Below are 21,203 nucleotides of genomic sequence, written 5' to 3' on the forward strand. Positions count from 1 at the left end.
AAAAAACACCCCTTCTGAACTGCACCCCAAAAGTTAGACAGAAAAAACCTAACTTTTGTGGCGCAGTTCATTCGCGTCACATGAAGTTATTTAAGCATCTCCTTTTTTTTATTACCATTTTCTGTTATAATAAATTGTACTTCTAAAATAGAAAGGTCTTAAGATGACAACTCTTGTTAAACATAAACGTGTAAATTATTCAGAACTTTTTTATGATCTAGTTTTTGTTTTTGCGATTTCAAAAGTAACTGCTTTAATTCACCATCTTCATAACGGTATTTTGACTTGGAATTCTTTCCTTGATTTTTTCATTGCTACTTTGGTTCTCATCGATTCCTGGATGATTCAAACCGATTATACCAATCGCTATGGAAAGAACTCTTTATTTAACATAGTAATCATGTTTATCAAAATGGGAATTTTACTCTTTATAGCCAATATGATTGGACCTGATTGGCAACAATATTTTCATTATGTCTGTTGGGCTATTGGTACATTAACCCTTACCTTATTTTTTCAATATTTGGTTGAGTTTTTTAAAAAATCAACCGATAATGTTCATAGGGAAAGTATCAAAGGTTTTCTATGGATAACAGGTCTACGAAGTTTAGAAATCTATCTAGCAGCTCTTCTTCCTATTTACATTGGAGTCTATATCTTATTTGCTAGTATTCTGCTAACATTTATTATGCCAAGTATCTTGCTTAATAAAGATAAGCATTACCAGGTAAATCTCCCCCATTTAATCGAGCGCATCTCCCTTCTTGTCATTATTATGTTTGGAGAGATGATTACGGAGCTATCTAACTTCTTTACAATCGAGAATTTCTCGATTTATTCGGTTCTTTATTTCATTATTATGATTTCTCTGTTCTTGTTTTATTTTGGTCAATTCGACCATGCTATTGATGAAAAATCTAATCAAAAGGGGCTATTTCTAATTTACAGTCACTATCCTATTTTCATTGGGCTTATGATGATGACTGTATCAATGAGTTTTCTTCTGAATCCTGAAGCTAATCGTCTCTTTGCAACCAGCTTCTCTTATATCGGATTTGGCCTCTTTCAAGCTGCTGTCCTAGTAAATGGGCCCCATAACAAACACTATCTTCGCTATTCGAAAAGTTACTACTGTGTCCAAGCGACACTCTATCTGGCTGCCTTGATTCTCTCTTTAATCTTTGCTTCTAATCCTATAATAGTAGTGAGTATAACAACCATTTTAGCTCTAGCTATAGCCATTCATTTTATTTATTTTTATATGACACAGAATAAAAAATATTCCAAATCTAACTGGGGGTTCTTTTAATGAGTTTATAACATAAAAAAGCTTTGGGAACCAAGGCTTTATATGATATCAATCACCGACCACGAAAATGTTTAGCTTACAGAACTGCTAGTGAAGCTCTAGAGGATGAGTTCGAGTAAATGTTGCACTTATTCTTGCAATTTATCATTTACTTGATGCACGAACTCGATATTTTTTTCGTTAATTTGTTTTTGCCCCACTTTTGCCCCATTTTTAAATCCTGACATTGAAAATACCTAAAAGTATTTCCCTAAAATCAGCTATATTTCAACATTTTTGTTTATTTTCAATATGAAAAGTTCTTACAAATTCATGCAGGGGGCATAGAAAGTATGACTAAAAAGCCTTGGAATCCAAGGCTTTTTCATTATTTTACAAATTTTTGTCTCATTATCCGTACAATAAAAAGACTTCAAACTATTGTTTTGAATCAATAGTTTGAAGTCTTTTTTACTTTATTGATTTCAGAAAAGTTGTACTTTCTCTGATGTGTCTTACATCATGCCGCCCATCATGCTTGGGTCCATAGCTGGTGCTGCTGGTGCAGGTTCTGGCTTATTAGCCACAACAGCTTCTGTTGTCAAAATCAAGCTAGCAACTGAAGCGGCATTTTGCAGGGCTGAGCGCGTTACCTTAACTGGGTCAATGATTCCAGCTTCAATCATGTTCACCCATTCGCCAGTCGCGGCATTAAAGCCTGTACCTGCTTCAGAGTTTTTCAGGCGGTCAATGATGATAGAGCCTTCAAATCCTGCATTCAAAGCGATTTGACGGACAGGCTCTTCCAAAGCGCGGAGGACGATGTTACGGCCAGTCGCTTCATCACCTGTTAATTCAAGGGCAGCTACTGCATCTAATACGCTAACAAAGGCTGTACCACCACCTGACACGATTCCTTCTTCTACTGCGGCACGAGTCGCATTAAGGGCATCTTCAATGCGGAGTTTCATTTCTTTGAGCTCGGTTTCAGTTGCAGCACCGACCTTAATCACCGCTACACCACCAGACAATTTAGCCAGACGTTCTTGCAGTTTTTCTTTATCAAACTCAGAAGTTGTACTTTCAATTTGCGATTTGATAACGGCCACACGATTGGCAATAGCTTCTGGATTGCCAGAGCCTTCCACAATCACAGTACTGTCCTTCTCAACAGTGACTTTAGAAGCTTGTCCAAGCGCTTCAATGGTCGCATCTTTGAGTTCCAATCCGAGATCTTCTGTAATGACTGTTCCACCTGTCAAGATGGCAATGTCTTCCAACATAGCCTTGCGACGGTCACCGAAACCTGGTGCTTTAACAGCCACTACATTAAAGGTACCACGAATCTTGTTAAGAACCAGTGTTGGCAGAGCTTCACCATCCACATCATCTGCAATGATCAAGAGCGGACGGTTGGTTTTCAAAATACTTTCCAACAATGGCAGAATTTCTTGAATGTTAGAAATTTTCTTGTCTGTAATCAAGATATAAGGGTTGTCCAGATCAGCCACCATTTTTTCACTATCCGTCACCATGTATTGAGACAGGTAGCCACGGTCAAACTGCATTCCTTCTACGACATCCAGCTCTGTTTCCATACCTTTGGACTCTTCGATAGTGATAACGCCATCGTTGCCAACTTTTTCCATAGCTTCAGAGATGTACTCACCGACTTTCTCGCTGCGAGAAGAAACGGCAGCAACCTGAGCAATCGCTTCCTTATTAGAAACCGGAATCGCCGTTTCTTTCAGAGCTTCAACAGCTGTTGCAACTGCTGCTTCAATTCCGCGGCGGATACCGATTGGGTTGGCACCCGCAGTCACGTTTTTAATCCCTTCACGAACGATAGCTTGGGTCAATACAGTAGCAGTCGTTGTTCCGTCTCCAGCGATATCGTTGGTTTTTGAAGCCACTTCTGACACTAGCTTAGCGCCCATATTTTCGAAATGGTCTTCCAGTTCGATTTCCTTGGCAATGGTCACACCGTCATTGGTGATGAGGGGTGAGCCAAAAGATTTTTCCAAAACGACATTGCGTCCTTTAGGCCCCAAGGTTACTTTGACAGTATCTGCTAGAATATCCACACCACGAACCATTGCACTGCGTGCATCTGATGAAAATTTAATATCTTTTGCCATCTTTAAACCTCTTTCTTAGATTTTTACTCCACAATTGCAAGAATGCTTGCTTCCCCAACAACCAAGAATTTCTCATCTTGATCTTTGACTTCAATGCCAGCATGGCTTTCAACTAAAACCTTATCACCTGGCTTGACACTTGGTGCAACCAACTCTCCGTTCAACGTACGGATTCCTTGGCCAACTGCGATGACTTTCGCTTCTTTTGTCGCGTCTTGCCCTGCACCAGCAATGACAAAGCCACCAACTTTCTGTTCTTTTTCTTCTACTTTTAAGACCACACGGTCACCTAATGGTTTTAACATCTTTTTCCTCCAAAGATTGAATTTTAGCACTCTATGAAACCGAGTGCTAATCTATAGTTATTATTTTATCACTTGGTCAGAAATAGTCAAGAAAAAACTTTGCCGAATGACAAAGTTTTTTGGGGAAAGTTAATTGGAAACATTATTGAGCTAACTTCAGTTTCTCTTCAAAATCATCAATAACCTTTTGCAGATTTAGTCTACCCTTGTAGATGCCATAGCCAAAGACCAGCATGACAAGAATTCCCAAGATAGCTAAGATGACTCCTACGATGAACAGAAGCAGATTGGTTCGATGAAAGAGATAGATCAGGACAAAATTGATTACTTCCTTTCAAAAAACGAAGGTATCCTCATGGAATACCTCCGTTTCTGTATATATTTATTCAAATACAAATTGATTGTGGTAGAGCTCAGAATAGAAGCCGCCCAGTTGCAACAGCTCCCGATGGTTGCCTCTTTCAATGACTTCCCCGTCTTTTAAGACAATGATTTGGTCCGCATTTAATATGGTCTTTAGACGGTGAGCGATGACAAAGCTTGTCCGTCCTGCCACAATGGCCTCCATCGCGCTCTGAATCTTGCTCTCTGTTACCGTATCAACGTTGGAGGTGGCCTCATCCAAGATCAGCACTTGAGGATCGGTCAAAAGGGTTCGAGCGATCGAAATCAATTGCTTTTGACCTGTTGAAAAGATGTTTTGATCATCATCTACGATTGTGTCGTATTTATCAGGCAAGCTTTCAATATACTCGTGAATATGGGTAGCACGCGCAGCAATTTCAACCATCTCCTGACTGGCATCCGACACTCCAAATCGGATATTGTCTCGAATGGTTCCGCTGAACAAGACAGAATCTTGCAAAACAATACCTACATGACTGCGCAAGCTATCCAAGTCATAGTCTCGGATATCACGTCCGTCAAATTCGATACTGCCCTTATCCACATCGTAAAAACGATTGATCAGGTTCATGATGGTCGTCTTCCCTGATCCTGTCGGTCCTACAACGGCAATCATCTTGCCTTTTGGCGCTGAGATGGAAACATCCTTCAAAATCGGCTTACCTTCGACATAAGAGAAATCCACATGCTTTATCTCGACGCCTTCTCTCAGCTCGGTAAAGGCTGGTGCATTCTGCGGACGCACTTCCTCAGGCGCATCAAACATTTCCTGAATCCGATCCGCACCAGTGAAAGCCAGCTGCAGACTTCCCCAGCTTGCCGCAACCTGAATGATAGGCTGATAGTACTGCTGAGAAAACTGTGTAAAGGTTGAAATCAGACCAATGGCTACTGAGGTCTTCACATTAGGATCATTGAGCATAATGGCTGAACCCACAAAAATTACGATAGCCGTATTGATCAGGCTCATTCCGTTCATGACAGGAAAGAGCAAACCAGAAAAAGCGCGTCCTTTAAAGGTTGCTGACCGAACCTTATCATTTTGTTGGACAAAGCCCTTGATGACTTCTTCTTGCATTCCCTGCACAATAACTGCCTTCTGGCCGGAAATCGTCTCGTCCATATAGGCATTGAGCTGACCAACTTCTTTTTGCTGCAAATCCGTGTACTTGCGAGCCAGCTTGACGATGGACACCAAGACAATAATGGCTACTGGCGTACTGGCAATCGTCACCCAAGCCAAGGTCGCATGCCGCATAAACATGATGATAATCAGGCCGATGTAGAGAGCGATATTGCTCATCACTTGGACTAGACTCTCGTTGAAAGCCTGCAAGATATTATCTAAATCGCTGGTAAAACGCGACAAGATATCCCCGTCTTGATGGCGGTCAAAGAAGGAAACGGTCAAGCGAGCTAATTTCCCAAAGAGCCCCTTGCGCATTTCATTGGTTGAGTAGGAAATAATCCGACTCATCAGCAGCATGTAAATTAAGCTCGATAGCGAAAGGAAGATGAAAGCCAGCGCTAAATTCCACATGATTCCTTGGAAAGCGGCAAAGGCTGAAACATCACCTGAATCAAGCTTGCCACTCGCAAAAGCACTGCCCAACTCCACTAGCTCACTGATGGCGAGACCAGTAAAAATCGGAAAGAGAACCTGTAAAACCGTCGAGATGATAATCATAATCATGACGACCAAAAAGGCCAGTTTATACTGCTTGAAATATTGCCAGAAAAATTTTGCTGTCTTCATCTTAGTCCTCCTTTCCTTTTTGTGTCTCATAAATTTCTCGGTAGACATCATTTGTAGCGACCAAGTCTGCGTGCCTACCTTGCCCAATCAAGCGTCCTTGATCTAGCACCAAAATCTTGTCCGCATGAACCACGGAGCTAATCTTCTGAGCAATAATGATGGTTGTGGTTCCCTTCAAATCCTTGTTCAGAGCTTCCTGAACCAATTTCTCCGACTTGGCATCCAGAGCTGAAGTCGAGTCATCTAGGATAAGAATATTAGGGTTACTGACGACACCCCGTGCGATGGACATTCTTTGCTTTTGTCCGCCAGAGAAATTATTTCCCCGTTCTTCGACTTGGCTGTTGTAGGTATCTTCCATGCGATTGATAAACTCGCTCGCCTGAGCAATGCGCGCCGCCTGTTCTAATTCTGGCAGGCTAGCATTTTGCTTTCCTTGACGCAGATTGTCCGCAATCGTCCCCTTAAATAAAATAGCTTTTTGCAGAACGATGGAGACATTTTTTCTCAGCGAAGCTTCACTAATGTCTCGCAAATCCTTGCCACCAATCTTGATAGAACCTTCCTGAGGATCAAAAAGGCGCGGAATGAGCTGAGCCAGAGTTGATTTCCCTGCTCCCGTCGCTCCGACAACACCAATCATCTCTCCTGGTTTGACTTCAAAGCTAATATCCTTGAGCATGGGCTCTGTATCTGTCGGATAGGTAAAGGTCACATGGTCAAAGACCAGACTACCTTCTAAATCTTCTTCAGCTTCATTCTTGAAGGTCATCGCTGGCTCTGTATCCAAGACCTCCTTGATCCGCCGAATCGACACCATGGCACGCGTAACGGTATTGCCCAGAAAGCCAACCATGATGATGGTAAACATGATTTGATTCAAGTAAGAAATGAAAGAGACAATCGAGCTAACCAAGCCTGGATCCATCTGTATCATGCTAGACAAGAGCCACATAGTCAGATAGACAGCCCCGTAGCCGACGATCATCATCATCGGTTGAACGATCGAAAAGGCATAGCCAATAAAGAGATTTTGCTCTAGAAGTTCATCTGAAACTTGCGTAAATTTCTGATACTGCTCTCTCTCTTGCACGAAAGATTTGACGACACGGACGCCACGCAGATTTTCTTTGGCAATCGAATTGATCTTTTCTAAGAGAACTTGGAATTTGGCAAAGCGTGGACCCATCAGGCCCATCATCACTCCTGTCAAAAAGAAGACCAAAAAGACCATCAGGACAATGACCCACCACAAGGAAGGAATGGTCACCACCGCCAAAATAAAGGAACCTAAAAATAAAATAGGCAGGCGGAATAAAATCTGAAACATCATCATGACCAAATTTTGCACTTGGTTGATGTCATTGGTCATTCGGACGACGAGATTCCCCGCATTGAACTGTTCAATATTGGCATAAGAGAAGGTCTGGATTTTCCGAAAGGTTTTTTCACGTAAATCTGACGACACACCTTGCGCAATATAGGCTGCTAGGGTCACATTTGCCCCGCCAGCAAGTAAGCCGACTAGACCAAAGCCCAGCAACCAAGCCCCTAAACGATAGATTTCTTGCCGATTTCCTGCCAAAAGAGCATTCAAGACATCTTTTAAATACAGGGGCTGCAACAGCGAGCTAGCCAGCATCAGCGATGTCATAAGAAGAGATAAAAAGATAAATAATTTATAGGCTGATAAAGCTTTTCTGAACATAATTCCTCCTCGTAGATTTTTAACTTTGTTTAGCTTCCTTACTATATCATAGATAAAAACAATGTCAAGTAAGAAATTTCAGTTATTCTATGGTACAATATAATAAATAACTCTAAATTGATTGAGTCCTTTTATAGGTCTTGTACAAGGAGAAAAGATGGATAAACAACGAATTGCTGTGATTGGCCCCGGTTCTTGGGGAACGGCTCTATCGCAAGTCCTCAATGATAATGGCCACGAAGTCCGGATTTGGGGCAATATTGCAGAGCAGATTGACGAGATCAATAACCAGCATACAAACAAACGCTTTTTCAAAGATGTTGTTCTAAGCGAGGAAATCAAGGCTTATCACGACTTGAGCGATGCTCTAGAAAACGTAGATGCTGTGCTGTTTGTCGTACCGACCAAGGTGACTCGTCTGGTAGCCCAACAAGTTGCGCAAACCTTAGATCACAAGGTAAAAATCATGCATGCATCCAAGGGACTGGAACCTAACAGCCACCAACGGATTTCAACTATTCTGGAAGAGGAAATCCCTGCAGACTTGCGCAGCGAGATTGTCGTTGTTTCAGGTCCTAGCCACGCTGAAGAAACCATCGTTCGCGACATTACCCTGATTACCGCAGCATCTAAGGATCTTGAAACTGCTAAATATGTGCAGGAACTCTTCAGCAACCACTATTTCCGCCTCTACACCAATACCGATGTCGTTGGAGTAGAGACAGCAGGTGCTCTGAAAAATATCATCGCAGTTGGAGCCGGAGCCCTCCACGGACTGGGCTATGGTGACAATGCCAAAGCTGCCATCATCACACGCGGTCTGGCTGAAATTACTCGACTTGGTGTCAAACTGGGAGCCAGCCCTCTGACTTACAGCGGTCTTTCTGGTGTCGGCGACTTGATTGTCACGGGAACTTCTGTCCACTCTCGCAACTGGCGGGCTGGCGATGCACTGGGTCGCGGCGAAAAACTGGCTGATATTGAAGCTAATATGGGCATGGTTATCGAAGGAATCTCTACAACCAAGGCAGCCTACGAACTGGCTCAGGAGCTCGGTGTCTATATGCCTATCACTCAGGCCATCTACAAGGTTATCTATGACGGCCATGATATCAAAGATGCCATTCATGATATGATGAGCAATGAATTCAAAGCTGAAAATGAGTGGTCTTAATTCATAGTATTTTTTATAAAGGAGAAATTTATGTCAAAAGTCAGAAAAGCAGTCATCCCTGCAGCCGGTCTCGGAACCCGCTTCTTGCCAGCCACTAAGGCACTGGCCAAGGAAATGCTGCCGATCGTTGACAAACCAACTATTCAGTTTATCGTCGAAGAAGCTCTTAAATCTGGAATCAAAGACATTCTAGTTGTCACAGGGAAGTCAAAACGCTCCATCGAGGACCACTTTGACTCCAACTTTGAACTAGAATATAACCTCAAGGAAAAGGGCAAGGACGACTTGCTCAAGTTGGTGGATGAGACCACTGGTATTGGCTTGCATTTCATCCGTCAGAGCCATCCGCGTGGGCTAGGAGACGCTGTTTTACAAGCTAAAGCCTTCGTCGGAAATGAACCTTTTGTGGTCATGCTGGGGGATGATTTGATGGACATTACCAATGACAAAGCAGTGCCACTCACCAAACAACTCATGGATGACTATGCAGCAACCCACGCATCTACCATTGCAGTTATGCAAGTTCCTCACGAAGAAGTCTCTGCTTATGGCGTTATTGCCCCTCAAGGTGAAGGCGTCAACGGCCTCTACAGCGTTGAAAAGTTTGTTGAAAAACCAGCACCAGAAGATGCACCAAGTGATTTGGCCATTATCGGACGCTACCTGCTAACGCCAGAAATTTTTGAAATCTTGGAGAAACAAACTCCTGGTGCGGGCAATGAAATTCAACTGACTGATGCTATCGATACCCTCAACAAGACTCAGCGCGTTTTTGCCCGTGAATTCAAAGGCGACCGCTATGATGTCGGCGACAAATTTGGCTTCATGAAAACTTCTATCGATTATGCCCTCAAACACCCTCAAGTTAAGGATGATTTGAAGCAATACATTATCGATTTGGGTAAAAAATTAGATAAGAAAACGAAAAAATAATAGAAATGCACAAGCAATAGATTAGCTGATGCATCAGCTTTTAACACTATACAGAAAAACACCTAGTAAATCTAGGTGTTTTCTTATAAGTTATTCACTTACTTATTGTCTTGGTTGGAAGAGTAGTTAGTGTTAGGGAATGATTCTACATTCTTGAAATTTTTTCCACCTTCCGAACTTGCCGCATAACCAAAGCGGTTATTTGGATTGCCTGCTGTATTGACAACTGTTGTTTGTGGAGTTTTTTCTGGCTCTGAACTAGGGGCTTCACCGTAAGATTTTGGTTGTTCAAAGACTTGGACACTTGTTATCTTACCTTTTGTAGCCGCATAGCCAAAGCGATTATTCGGATTACCTGCTGCATTTGCAACTGTTGTTTCTGGAGTTTTTTCTGACTCTGGACTAGGAGCTGGATCTTCTGGCTTCTTCTCTGGTTCTTGACCAGGAGCTGGTTTCTCTGGTTCCTTTTCAGGTTCTTTTTCTGGAGTAGATGGTTCCTTATAATCATCAGGAAGAGATGCTCTATATGGATCATCTTTACGTCCAGCTGCTGCTAATTGAGCCTGCATTTGAGCTTCATAGTTTTTGAAATATCCAAATAGACGCTCAGATCTAGCTAAAGCTTCATTGGTTACTTCTGATTCTGCAGCCTTCGCAGCTTCTTCATTTCCTTTCAACGCAGCATATTTATCATCTCTTGCTTTTTGCTCAATAATCCATTGTTTTTCCAACTCTTTCCAATGGTCTTGAACACTTTTTCCAAAGATATCTTGGTTCTTGATAGCCATTTGGTCAATATGCCATACTGTCCAGTACCATGAGTTTGGATCATAAGTAGCTGTCTGTGGTTTGAAGGCCTTGTAAGTATCCTGAACGTTACCGTAGAAAGGCACATATGGTGTATTACGTGATGGTCCCAAACCGAGCCAAACTTTACCACCGAAAGATTTTGGCAGTTTCGGATCAATTTGGTAGACATGGGCATCGATAACATTTTCATTACCTAAAGCGTACTTGTACTGATCTTTACGAACAGCATCATTTGCCCCATCATCACCTTGTTTCTTAACGCCAATTTGATCATCCGGTACGAAACGGCCATTCAAATGTTCAAAGCGGTTCCGTTGCATAGCAAAGGCATCTTCAAGAGTGAATTTCTTGTTTGGATCTGTTGGAGAGCGGAAAAGTTCATACTCTTCATCTTCGTAAGTAATTTTAGATTTTGGATCAAGAAGTGTGATTCCTGCATACGTACGAGAACGGTCGCCTTCTGCATATTTTTCAGGTCCGTATGATTTAGCAATATGGAAATTACCATCTTTATCTGTCTTGTAGTTTCCTGCTTCTTTGGCTACTTTCTCTACATCTTCAGAAGCAATAACATTTTCTTTGTCCTTCAAATCTACATGGCCAAGGTAATAAGTATTAGCAAATACCGCGTATTTATCTTCTGGCACTTTCACGGCTACGTATTGGTGGCCAGACAAGATTTCCATGTACCAAGTCTCTTTTTGATCGGCAACCACCACTGTATTCCCTTCAGCAGAGCCCTTTTCTTGAATGACTTTTCCAAGCAATTCGATTGCTTCACGAGCTGTTTTGGCACGTGGCAGAACCACATCTAGCATAGCAGCTTCTGCCAAGCCATCTGCTTTCAGAGGGTCTTTTTCAAGAACTTTTTTATTTGGAATTGCTGTGACTGTGGACGACATAGAAACACCTGCTTCATTAAAGCCATGTTCTCCAAAAGCACCGTTACTACCATCACCACGCGCAGAATCATAGGTTGCAGTATATTTCATTTCGCTGGCTGCACGTGGATAGGTAAAACCATTGGACTCATCCACAATCTGGTCGCCTTCCTTATATTTCTTAGCTTCCACAACAACATAGTTTTTGTTGTGCTTGCCACCATTCGGGTAGTAAGGATAGTCTTCTGTACGACCAAAAAGTGTTGATCCATCCTTAGTCAAATGCCGACCAATAATGAAGCCACAGCAGGCTTGCACAGCTTGGATAGGTAAGAGCATGATTGCCATTAATGAAATAGCAATTTTAAAGATTGTCTTCTTCATTATGAACTCCTTTTTATTTTTGGGGGATGCCCCCGGATGTTTATAGTTCTAGTATAGTCCTTTTTAGGTCTTTTTGCAAGCGCTTACAAAAATGTTTTTTTTATACCTTTTACAGATAGAAAATAGAGAAAACATACATTGATGAAAAAGTAGAGATAGAAACATTCCCAGTTTATTCCTAATATATGACTGATTATACCTCTTTAAAGTAAAATCCCTTACTTCATAAAAATCATATTTATAAAAAGAATGAGAGTGCGACAGAAATCGGTAATTCGTTAGAATTCGATTTCGTTGTCCCACCTCCGCACAGTTGAGTAGGACTGTAAAAGCTGATGAAATCAGCCTAGTAGAGACCACTCAACCACTGCGTCTCGCTCGACAATCCAAATACAATTGAGAGGCTAGGACTTTTGTCCTAGCCTCTAAGTTCATTTCTCAAAAAATTGGTCGCTGAAAAGTCAGAAACATCAGAATAGCTGCTAATCCAAGGTAGGCTGCCAATGCTGAAAACCGTTGAGGCTTGCTAAAAGCGTAGCGCTCTCCCGAAATTGGTAAGATCACAGCTCCTAAAGCTCCACCGACTAGACCGCCCAAGTGGCCTGCAAGACTAATTCCCGGTAAAAAACTAATGATAAGATTGACAGCCAGCAGGCTCATATAGGACTGACCCAGCTGCTGCAGATAGTAGTTTCTCGTAGCATAACGAAGCACAACAACGGAAGCAAAAAGGCCGAAAAGAGCAGTAGAAGCTCCAGCTGCCAGGCTTTCGGGTGAAAAATAGACAACAAATAAGTTCCCCATCACCCCAGACATGAGATAGAGCAATAAGAATTTCCATGGTCCGAAAATATCTTCTATCTGACGACCAAGGAAATAGAGCGTCAGCATATTGACCACAAAATGCTCCAAACCAATGTGGATAAAAATAGCAGCAAAAACCCGCCAAAATTCCATAGGCGTCTCTTGGATTGTATAGCCACGTACTGCCCCAAAGTAAGACAAGGCTTCCGTACTACTATATTGGAAACCGTAGAAAAGAAACATTAAAGCAAAGACAAGGCTTGTTATGATCAATAAAATACTTGTCACGGGATAGTCTCTATCAAAGATTTGTTTCATAAACGAGTAACTCCTTTACCGCAACATCATGTTGAGTTGGTAGAAATTCTGCCTGTTGGACTGCATAAATAGTGCTGATGGATGCTCCTTTATAATCAGCCAGATAGCGGTCATAGTAGCCACCGCCGTAACCAATTCGAAAACCTTGAGAATTGAAGACCACACCCGGCACATGAATCAGATCAATTTCTGTCTTATCAACAGCCTCTTCACTTATTGGCTCCAGCAGACCAAAAGAGCTTTTTTGCAGGCGACTTTCATCATAGTCCACAAATATCATCCGACCCTGGCCATAGGTCTTAGGCACTAAAACCCGCTTACCATCCAACTGAGCCTGCTTGATAAAGGCTGCGATAGAGACTTCATGCGGCATAGAAAGATAGGTAGCAATAACCTGAGCTTCTTGATAAGCTGCTGAACTGAGCAAGTGCTGGGTCAGCCAGCTATCTGCCAGCTCTTTTTCTTTTCCCGACAGTTTCTTCATTTGCTTTAGTACAGTTTGTCTCAGCTCTTTTTTCATACGGCTCACCCCACCTTTTTTATCTTTCGTTGATTTTATAATCTAGGAATTTCCCAATCTTTTCAATAGCAAAGGGCAGTGCTGCCTCGTCCGGTGTCATCTTGGGATGATGGAGGGCATAGGGACTGTCCACTCCCAGCCAGAACATGACGCCCTTGACCTTGCTGAGCAAATAACCGAAATCCTCGCCTGTCATAGCCGGCGCAATATCAATCAGCTCCACTCCTTCTTCCTTCTGGAAAAAGTCCATCAATTCGTCTGCTAGACTAGGATCATTTTCCACAGGCAGATAGCCACCTTGCTTGAGTTCCAAGTCCAATTCCAGACCAAAGCTTTGGGCTATGCCCTCTGCTATTTCCCGTAAGCGCTTCTGAGTCAAGAGGTTCATTTCCTGAGTCAGAGTCCGAATGGTGCCATGCAGAAAGGCCGTTTCTGCGATGACATTGTTGGTCGTGCCAGCATGGAGCGAACCAAAGGTCACAACTGCCCCCTCGATAGGATCGACATTGCGGCTGACAATGGTCTGCACCTGGGTGATAAAGTAGCTAGCCGCCACCAAAGCATCATTGGCTTCATGAGGAAAAGCCGCATGGCCTCCTTTCCCCTTAAGAGTCAGCTTGACTTCACAGGTACCAGCAAAAAGCGTTCCTCTATTAGTGGCAATATCACCAACCTTGAGGTCCGGTCGCACATGAAGTCCGTAAAATTCATCTGGCAGCCAGTCGCCAAAAGCACCGTCTTCGTACATGAGCATGCCGCCAGCTTCATTTTCCTCAGCAGGCTGAAAGAGAAAGAGTAGATTATGGGTAGGCTGAGCGCTCACAGCTTGTTCCAGCAGGCCTAGAGCGACCGTCATGTGCATATCGTGTCCACAGGCATGCATCCGACCTTCATGGGTACTAGCAAAGTCCAGACCTGTCTCCTCGACAATCGGAAGACCATCGATATCCGTCCGCCAACCAATCGTCTTATCGGGTGAACTTCCCTTGATAAAGACCAAAATACCCGTCCGCCAAGTTCGGATTTCCACAAAGTCTAGACCTGCTGTCAGTCCATCAATGACCTGCATCAGGTAGGCATGAGTCTTGTATTCTTCCAGACCGATTTCTGGTATCTGGTGTAAATCACGGCGAATGTTCAGATAATCAAGCATTTTTCTTTCCTTTAAAATCTTGTCAGTACAAACAAAGAGTCAGACCGCCCCGATGAAGTTCAAGGGCGGCTATCTTTTAACCAATATTAAAGAGTACGCAGAGCGTCTTCCAGGGCTGTCTTCTGCTGGGTCTTCTCGTCAATGGTCTTGATAACTCGTGCTGGAACGCCAGCAACTACTACGTTTTCCGGAACATCCTGGGTCACAATCGCACCAGCCGCAACAACGGAACCACTGCCAATTTGTACACCTTCAATCACAACCGCATTGGCACCAATCAGCACGTTATCTCCGACCCGAACTGGCTCAGCGCTAGCTGGCTCAATGACTCCCGCCAGAACAGCACCAGCACCGACATGACTGTTTTTGCCGACAATCGCTCGGCCGCCCAGAATAGCACCCATATCAATCATGGTCCCAGCACCAATTTCTGCACCGATATTGATGACTGCCCCCATCATGATGACAGCATTATCACCAATTTCAACTTGGTCACGGATAATAGCACCCGGCTCAATGCGGGCATTGATGTCACGCTTATTCAAAAGCGGCACCGCTGAATTGCGGGCATCCTGCTCTACGACATAGGTCTTATTTTCCTCTAAGTTCACTAGGAGCGGCTTGATTTCTTCCCAGTCTCCAAAAAGAACATTGCCTAACTTCACAACAGACCAAGGAATCAAACCGTGCAATTCTCCATCAAAAGTTACCTTGACAGGAGTTTTTTTCTTGGCATCAGCGATAAATTGGATAATTTCTTGAGCGTTCATTTTCGTAGCAGACATGGCGTCACCTCTTTGTTCTTTCTATTCTTTGTTGGGAGAAGATAGTCCCTCTCCTATCTCTTTTATTTCTCTATTATAACACAATTCGGCTATACAGTTAGGACTTTATTAGCAGCTAGTATGCTATTTAGTCTCTTTAAGTTTATTCAGATGAAATTGGCCATCCTTTCCCTTTACAAAGTTTAGTCGGTACCTGCCTTGTTCCCTCTTTGGCATTTGCTTCAGCCACCAAACTAGACTCTTGCTTTAAGGATACCCTTGTTCTGCTAAATTTCCCCTCATGTTCCCTTCCTAATTTTTCTAAATCTCTTTTTCCCCATCGTCACATCTTTCTGTTACTTTAAAAACAGGAGACCATTTACCTAGTCTATTTTCTCAGACCGTGCTGGTCAGCAAACTTTTTAGACGGTAAAGCCCATTCACTTCGTCAAAATACAAAGAAACAGTCATATTGTCTGTGGTTGAGTAACTTAGACTAATTGAATCAACTTGCCCCTTAACTGATTTAGAAGCATAAATAGTTTTAGGCATCCCCAGTTCTGCTATAGCCTGTTTTACTTCCACTCCTTCTTGCCTATCTTGAGGAATAAGAGTTCGGTAATCATCGACCGATTTCGTAACTGGCCCCCAAGCATTACGAAATAATCTAACGTATACCAATGAGAGCTCTGTTCTACCCTCAACATCCCTAAACCTTAAGGTAATATCTCCTTTCTCTCCTATTAATTTATATGTCAATTCTACTAATTGGCTGCCTTTCACGCTATTATCTATGCTACCGGAACTAGCTTTTCCATACTTCTCGACAACATCCTGTGGGAGCACATTAGGTTCTTTCATCGTTTTTACCATCTGTAGTACATCTTCTATTTGGAAGTCTATTTGTCGATTCTCGTCAACAAGATTAGAATCTGCCTCAGTCAGCTGCTTTATCTTGTTTTCTGATTCTGTCGGAACAGTATTAACAGACGATATAGCTGATTGATTTCCTTCTGACTGAAAAGTTGGTCGCATATACAAAATAATCAGTCCCACTAGAACTGCAGCAATCACTAAGAGTGTGGCATAACGAGATAGCACAGACTTTGCTAAAAACTGGCCATTAGGATTGACTGCTGACTCTGTTCGCCGCTTTTCTTTACTTGAAAACTCAAAACCCGACTCTCGAGGGCCATCATTAGAGAAGGCTCTCTGCTTTTTTTGGTCTAAACTTGACCTTTTTCCCCATTCTCTTTGGACTTTTCTTCCTTTTCCCATCCTCATCCTCTCCAAGGAACCTAAGTTCCTCTTGTTTTTCTAGTAATTCCTGTCTTTCCGCTAAAAACAACTTCTGCTAAATAAGCCAAGCTCTAGCACCAAGCACTTCCTATCAATAAACACTCTTCCGAGTCAACTCATAGTCACCTGTTGGACTTAAGACAAACTCTAAATAGAGATATCTTCCATCTTTTAGTTTATATTTGATGTAAACTGTCGTTTGATTCTTATAGTCTGCCGACTTATTGATAACTTGTGGCACACCAAATCGTTCTAATACTGCTTGTAAATTTTTACTTGGTGCTGATTTATCCACAGTAAAATCCTGAAAATCTTCCTCAATCCATAAATCCGAATGAGTTGATTGAGACTGGCTAAGCAATCCTTCCCCTCGAATTGTATTCAGCCGATACTGATCTCCGATAAGATTGAAATAGAGCTTGACGATTTGCCCTCCACCTGATGAGAGATAAAAAAGGTAGAGAGCCTTTTCTTCTCCATCTTTAGCCACACTTCCCGAACTTGCTTTTCCATATTGTTCAGCAATTTCCTCTGCTGTCGGAGACAGTTGCTCACTCGCCCCCTGCCCAGGCGAAGAAACGTGCAGAGATAGGACATCCTCGAAAGTCCAAGTCATATTTTCTGGCTCCTTGTCAGCACTAGAAGCCGATGATGCCGACTCCTCTTGCTCCGAAGCTTCCCATTCGCTAGACGAAGAGTCTGCAACGTAAGCAGAAGCTATATTTTCTTGGCTCGATTCCCAGCTTATTTGGTCAATACTTCTGTCCCGAGTACTCACATTTGAAAGAAAACGATAGAGTAAAAGAAGGGCTAATGATAGCAAGACCAGACTCATCAAAGCACCAGCTAGAGACTTAACATTCCCCTTCTTTCTTGTTCTAAGGCTCTTCGATCTCCAACCACTTTTGACTCCAAACTGCTTCTCTCCTAGCTTTTCTTTCCTTGCTTCTTCCTTTGTCTGCTCGAGGGCAGTTCCTCCCCTTTCCCGCTGATTCCTGACTGACGAAGTGTTTCTGGCTTTAAACTTGGATTTGTGCTCCCGCCTCAATGCTTCTAAATTTCTATCTTTCACCTTTTCACCTATCAACTAAATACTTGATTGCTCATTCCCTTTCTACAAACGGCTGATTCTCCTGCTAGGCAAGTACTACTGAGCACCTGCATCTCCCGCTTCACTTTCCAAACCTAGACTCTCTGTCAATTGATAGCTTTGAGAGTTTTTATTTTTAAAAGAAAAACCGACCTTCTGACCATCCTCTAAACGGTAATAAATCGATAGAGTAGCATTGCTCAAGATTCCCCCATGCCAATCGAGGCGCTCTGGAAGTCCCAACTGACTGACAATCTCTTGATAGGTCTTTCCTTTCCCTATACCAGAAAGATCTTGACGAGTGAGCTGAGCATTTCGGTTAGGCAGTTGCGTACTACTGAGATGCGTACATTTTAGGGATTCCAACTTAAGAGTTTCAGAAGGACCAAGATAGCTCTTAAAAGAGAGGTTAACTTTCGCTTCTGTCCCTGCTTGTGAATAGTTTAAATCTATTGTCTTGATTAGGTCATCTTGGTTCGTTTCCCTACCAGATTCAGCTTTCCCTAACTTTGCAACCACCTCGTCGACCTTTGTCAGATTTGGAACCGATGAAGTGAAGTCTGAGAATAAAGAAGTGATATCATCATAGGTGATATGAAACTGATACTCCTCTTTCTTAGCAATCCATTCTGGACGATTATCAGATTTTAAATCTTGATCCTTTCCATATGAGTCTAACATACGAGAAATAGCTGCAGCTTCTTCCATGCGTTTTATATCATCATTCTTTTTCCACTGCTCTACTATGCTATACATTGAGGCTATAATCCCCAAACTAGAAAGTAGCATCACCCTTATCTTAGAAAAGATTCCTCGTTTTTTCTTCCTAAACTCTACTTTATCTGTCTCTCTAGCAAGCTCATTGGAGCTTATTCGCGGAGAAAGCTTGGTCTGCTTTGCTTCAGTTACAAGGCCTGACATCGGCTGGATAGCTTGATTTCCACGAAGGAGTTGGTTCTGTTTTTTAGCTTTCAGTGATTCTAAGCTAGAAATGAGACGCTTTAGCTCCCTCTGCTTTAATTCCAACAAATTCTTTGACAGAAGCGACAGAGGCTCCTTCACCTGCTGAGCTCCTTCTAACTGCTCAGAAAACACCGGCTGGTCTTGAGAATTTATTTTAGTCCCATAGCCGTTTTTGTCCTCTATCGAAGAAATGTCAGACAGCTCATTGCTTGAGCTCTCTATTGGAAATACCACTTTTGATGGAGACCAAACGGAGGAACGAGCTTGATTTTCTTCTGCCCCTCCCTGCGCTTCTTGCAATCCCGCAGACGGTTTGATATGTTTGTCTCCCTTGGTTTTCCATTTGGATAGAAAGGATGGTTGGCTATCTGCTGGCTTTTTCGTTTGAGCCTTCTTGAATTTCGATTGATGTTTCTGCCTCAAAGCTTCCAGATTTCTCTTTCCCATAACTCCTCCTCTATTGGCTCTTCTATCATTGAAAAGACGACCCTATTAACCGTTCACAATGCCTCTTCGCTGAATGCTGCTATTCTCTTTTCTATACCATTCATACTGGGGGTAACATCCAGCGATTGTATGCACCATGAAACTTGTCATGCTAATATAACTTTATTCCAGTATATCATATTTTGAACTGCCTTAGCTTGAAAGCACACAAGCAAAAAGGCACGAACTCTCGTCCGTGCCCACAAAACCAACTATATATGACTATTTTTGTTTCACTTGTTCAGCCAAAAATAACTTCATCCGAACTCCTTTCCAATCTTGGTCTTCTGTTTTTCTAGAACCGTCCAAATAGCAGCCAGCTCAACTTTCTAGATAAAAGTCTATCACATTGCTACTGCATCTTCTCTGATTGTAACATATAATCAGGGAAAGGAAAACTGCTGCTGAATAGATAAGTAAGTAAAAGACAAGCTAGATAGCGAGCTAACTAACAAAACATGATAAAATCTATTTTTTAAAATAGCAAAAAACCTCCTAGAAGGGAGGTTGTGCCTAGTTTTAGACTTTTATTTTTCTAAATTGCTTGATTTGAAATTTTATTATGGTCAAGCAGTTTCGAAAATCTGAATGGTAGAGCTCTTTTCAATTACTACTGCTTGGTTTGCTGCAACATGGAGAGTGCCCGGCAGGCTGCCCTCTTTTGAACCATCAAAAGAAATCGTGATATGGCCCAGTCCAGTTAAATTTTTTTCTACTACATTTCCTACGGCAGTAATCGAATATTCCTGACTATCTACGACTAGCTTTCCACCTTCTAGTATTGCACCTAGAAGATTTTTGTTATCGATTTTAAAACAATACTCTGCTAAGTCTTCCGGAGCTTCTTCTCCAAACAAAATGAGCATATTGGCATCTTGAATCATATTCTGAGCTTCAGGCCCCACTTGAATTACTTTAGCTTCAAAAATTTTCTTCATCTAATTCCTATTCATCCTTTCTCAAATCTGTCATAAACTTATGCTTATAGATAAGTTTAACATAATAGTTGCTATGTTTACGTGCATCTATCAAAGGTCTACTGATAAAGACCAATACTAGCTATCCAAGCTACTAGCACCCGCGGAACACCATTGAGGAAGCGTGAATAAAGCACAGACGGGACACCAACCTCAACTGTTTCAGACTTGGCTTCAGATAGACCGAGTGCTACAGGAATGAAATCACAACCGTTTTGAGTGTTGATAGCAAATATAGCTGGCAGAGCCATTTGGGGCGGAATATTCCCTTTGCCGATTTCAACTCCAATTAAGGTTCCAATAATCTGACTGATAACAGCTCCAGGGCCTAACAAAGGAGATAGGAATGGCAAGGAACAGATAAAGCCAATCAAAATGAGTCCCCAGATGTTCCCTGCTAGGGGAACCATTAATTTTGCCAGCCAATTTCCAACACCGGAACCTTGAATAACCCCAATCAGCAAGGAAACAAAGGCCATGAAAGGAATGATTGTGTTGAGCATTGTTTGGATGGCTTCACGAGCAGCCTGGTTGAAAGTCGCAACGACCTTCCCAGCGCCCATCCCAATTCGTGCTACAATACTTGTTTCAGCTTTTTGCTCTGTAATTTTTTTAGTAGTATCGTAAGTTGGCTTTTCTGTTACCACAGTTGTCTCTTTTTCATCTTCATTAGCAGCAGAAATTTGATTAAGGCCAACTGCTGACACATAGATTTCCTCAGTGATATATTGAGCTAGAGGGCCACTTTTCCCTGTAGCGACGATATTGATTGTAGGGATCCCCTTTTTAGGATAAATACCGCAGCGAAGAGTACCGCCACAATCCACGATTGCTAAAGCAATTTCCTCATCAGGGATAGAAGTTTTAAACCCGTTAACAGCTTCCATACCGGTCAAATCAGCAATTTTATCTACAATATCTGGCTTTTCTCCGCCGCCAGTGATATAGATAAATTTGTGCTTAGCCTCACTAGGTGTAATGACCAAAGGTCCTCCGAAGCCGCCATTTCCTTTAACAACTTTTATACTCTTATATGACATAATTTCA

Annotated in this window: 17 protein-coding genes and 1 pseudogene; 3 read left to right on the forward strand and 15 right to left on the reverse strand. The window is 42.4% G+C overall.

The features are described from left to right. Nucleotides 1-163 precede the first annotated feature (163 nt). The gene (locus tag D8792_RS01680) at nt 164-1,309 is read left to right on the forward strand and encodes a low temperature requirement protein A (protein ID WP_125372620.1); all 1,146 of its coding nucleotides are present in this window, start codon (nt 164-166) and stop codon (nt 1,307-1,309) included. Nucleotides 1,310-1,803: 494 nt separating this feature from the next. Here the strand turns inward: D8792_RS01680 and groL are convergent, their stop codons facing one another. The 5 genes and pseudogenes from groL to D8792_RS01710 form a co-directional block, all read right to left on the reverse strand. Next, a complete protein-coding gene (gene groL, locus D8792_RS01690) occupies nt 1,804-3,426 on the reverse strand; it encodes a chaperonin GroEL (protein WP_125372621.1) in 1,623 nt (540 codons plus the stop codon). A 23-nt stretch (nt 3,427-3,449) separates the two neighbouring features. Beyond that, a complete protein-coding gene (gene groES / locus D8792_RS01695; RefSeq protein WP_048766103.1) occupies nt 3,450-3,731 on the reverse strand; it encodes a co-chaperone GroES in 282 nt (93 codons plus the stop codon). 142 nt (nt 3,732-3,873) lie between these two features. Then, nucleotides 3,874-4,056: pseudogene (locus tag D8792_RS01700) on the reverse strand (DUF202 domain-containing protein); the annotation flags it as partial. A gap of 57 nt (nt 4,057-4,113) precedes the next feature. Further along, entirely contained in the window at nt 4,114-5,892 is a 1,779-nt protein-coding gene (locus tag D8792_RS01705) for an ABC transporter ATP-binding protein (RefSeq protein ID WP_125372623.1), read from the reverse strand. A 1-nt stretch (nt 5,893) separates the two neighbouring features. Then, nucleotides 5,894-7,600 (reverse strand): ABC transporter ATP-binding protein, encoded by a 1,707-nt coding sequence (locus D8792_RS01710; protein WP_125372624.1) that lies wholly within the window; start codon nt 7,598-7,600, stop codon nt 5,894-5,896. Nucleotides 7,601-7,757: 157 nt separating this feature from the next. On the opposite strand from D8792_RS01710, the gene D8792_RS01715 reads away from it, so the two are divergent. Both D8792_RS01715 and galU read left to right on the forward strand, forming a co-directional pair. Continuing rightward, on the forward strand, nt 7,758-8,774 hold the full coding sequence (locus tag D8792_RS01715) for an NAD(P)H-dependent glycerol-3-phosphate dehydrogenase (RefSeq protein WP_125372625.1): 1,017 nt from the start codon (nt 7,758-7,760) through the stop codon (nt 8,772-8,774). Nucleotides 8,775-8,804: 30 nt separating this feature from the next. Next, the gene (galU, locus tag D8792_RS01720; RefSeq protein ID WP_125372626.1) at nt 8,805-9,707 is read left to right on the forward strand and encodes a UTP--glucose-1-phosphate uridylyltransferase GalU; all 903 of its coding nucleotides are present in this window, start codon (nt 8,805-8,807) and stop codon (nt 9,705-9,707) included. 98 nt (nt 9,708-9,805) lie between these two features. On the opposite strand, the gene D8792_RS01725 is transcribed toward galU, so the two are convergent. From D8792_RS01725 to srlE, 10 genes are all read right to left on the reverse strand, one after another. After that, on the reverse strand, nt 9,806-11,782 hold the full coding sequence (locus D8792_RS01725) for a C69 family dipeptidase (RefSeq protein WP_125372627.1): 1,977 nt from the start codon (nt 11,780-11,782) through the stop codon (nt 9,806-9,808). 438 nt (nt 11,783-12,220) lie between these two features. Continuing rightward, the gene (locus tag D8792_RS01735; protein WP_125372628.1) at nt 12,221-12,904 is read right to left on the reverse strand and encodes a rhomboid family intramembrane serine protease; all 684 of its coding nucleotides are present in this window, start codon (nt 12,902-12,904) and stop codon (nt 12,221-12,223) included. Beyond that, nucleotides 12,888-13,424, reverse strand: coding sequence for a 5-formyltetrahydrofolate cyclo-ligase (locus tag D8792_RS01740; RefSeq protein ID WP_125372629.1), 537 nt, complete (start codon nt 13,422-13,424; stop codon nt 12,888-12,890). The genes D8792_RS01735 and D8792_RS01740 overlap by 17 nt, the downstream gene beginning before the upstream one ends. Nucleotides 13,425-13,443: 19 nt before the next feature. Next, the gene (locus D8792_RS01745) at nt 13,444-14,577 is read right to left on the reverse strand and encodes an N-acetyldiaminopimelate deacetylase (protein ID WP_125372630.1); all 1,134 of its coding nucleotides are present in this window, start codon (nt 14,575-14,577) and stop codon (nt 13,444-13,446) included. A gap of 86 nt (nt 14,578-14,663) precedes the next feature. Further along, nucleotides 14,664-15,362: a 2,3,4,5-tetrahydropyridine-2,6-dicarboxylate N-acetyltransferase gene (dapD, locus tag D8792_RS01750; protein ID WP_125372631.1), complete on the reverse strand. Its 699-nt coding sequence runs from the start codon at nt 15,360-15,362 to the stop codon at nt 14,664-14,666. A 375-nt stretch (nt 15,363-15,737) separates the two neighbouring features. After that, a complete protein-coding gene (locus D8792_RS01755) occupies nt 15,738-16,619 on the reverse strand; it encodes a hypothetical protein (protein ID WP_125372632.1) in 882 nt (293 codons plus the stop codon). A gap of 112 nt (nt 16,620-16,731) precedes the next feature. Next, nucleotides 16,732-17,712 carry a hypothetical protein gene (locus tag D8792_RS01760; RefSeq protein ID WP_260470146.1) on the reverse strand — a complete coding sequence of 327 codons (981 nt, stop codon included), beginning with the start codon at nt 17,710-17,712 and terminating at the stop codon, nt 16,732-16,734. Between the two features lie 75 nt (nt 17,713-17,787). Continuing rightward, nucleotides 17,788-19,140 carry a hypothetical protein gene (locus D8792_RS01765; protein WP_125372634.1) on the reverse strand — a complete coding sequence of 451 codons (1,353 nt, stop codon included), beginning with the start codon at nt 19,138-19,140 and terminating at the stop codon, nt 17,788-17,790. Nucleotides 19,141-19,745: 605 nt separating this feature from the next. After that, nucleotides 19,746-20,117, reverse strand: a complete 372-nt coding sequence (locus D8792_RS01770; RefSeq protein ID WP_125372635.1) for a PTS glucitol/sorbitol transporter subunit IIA — start codon at nt 20,115-20,117, stop codon at nt 19,746-19,748. A gap of 98 nt (nt 20,118-20,215) precedes the next feature. Beyond that, nucleotides 20,216-21,196, reverse strand: coding sequence for a PTS glucitol/sorbitol transporter subunit IIB (srlE, locus tag D8792_RS01775; RefSeq protein ID WP_048766067.1), 981 nt, complete (start codon nt 21,194-21,196; stop codon nt 20,216-20,218). Nucleotides 21,197-21,203: the final 7 nt, after the last annotated feature.

Source organism: Streptococcus cristatus, assembly GCF_003943505.1.
GTDB classification, from domain to species: Bacteria; Bacillota; Bacilli; order Lactobacillales; family Streptococcaceae; genus Streptococcus; species Streptococcus cristatus_E.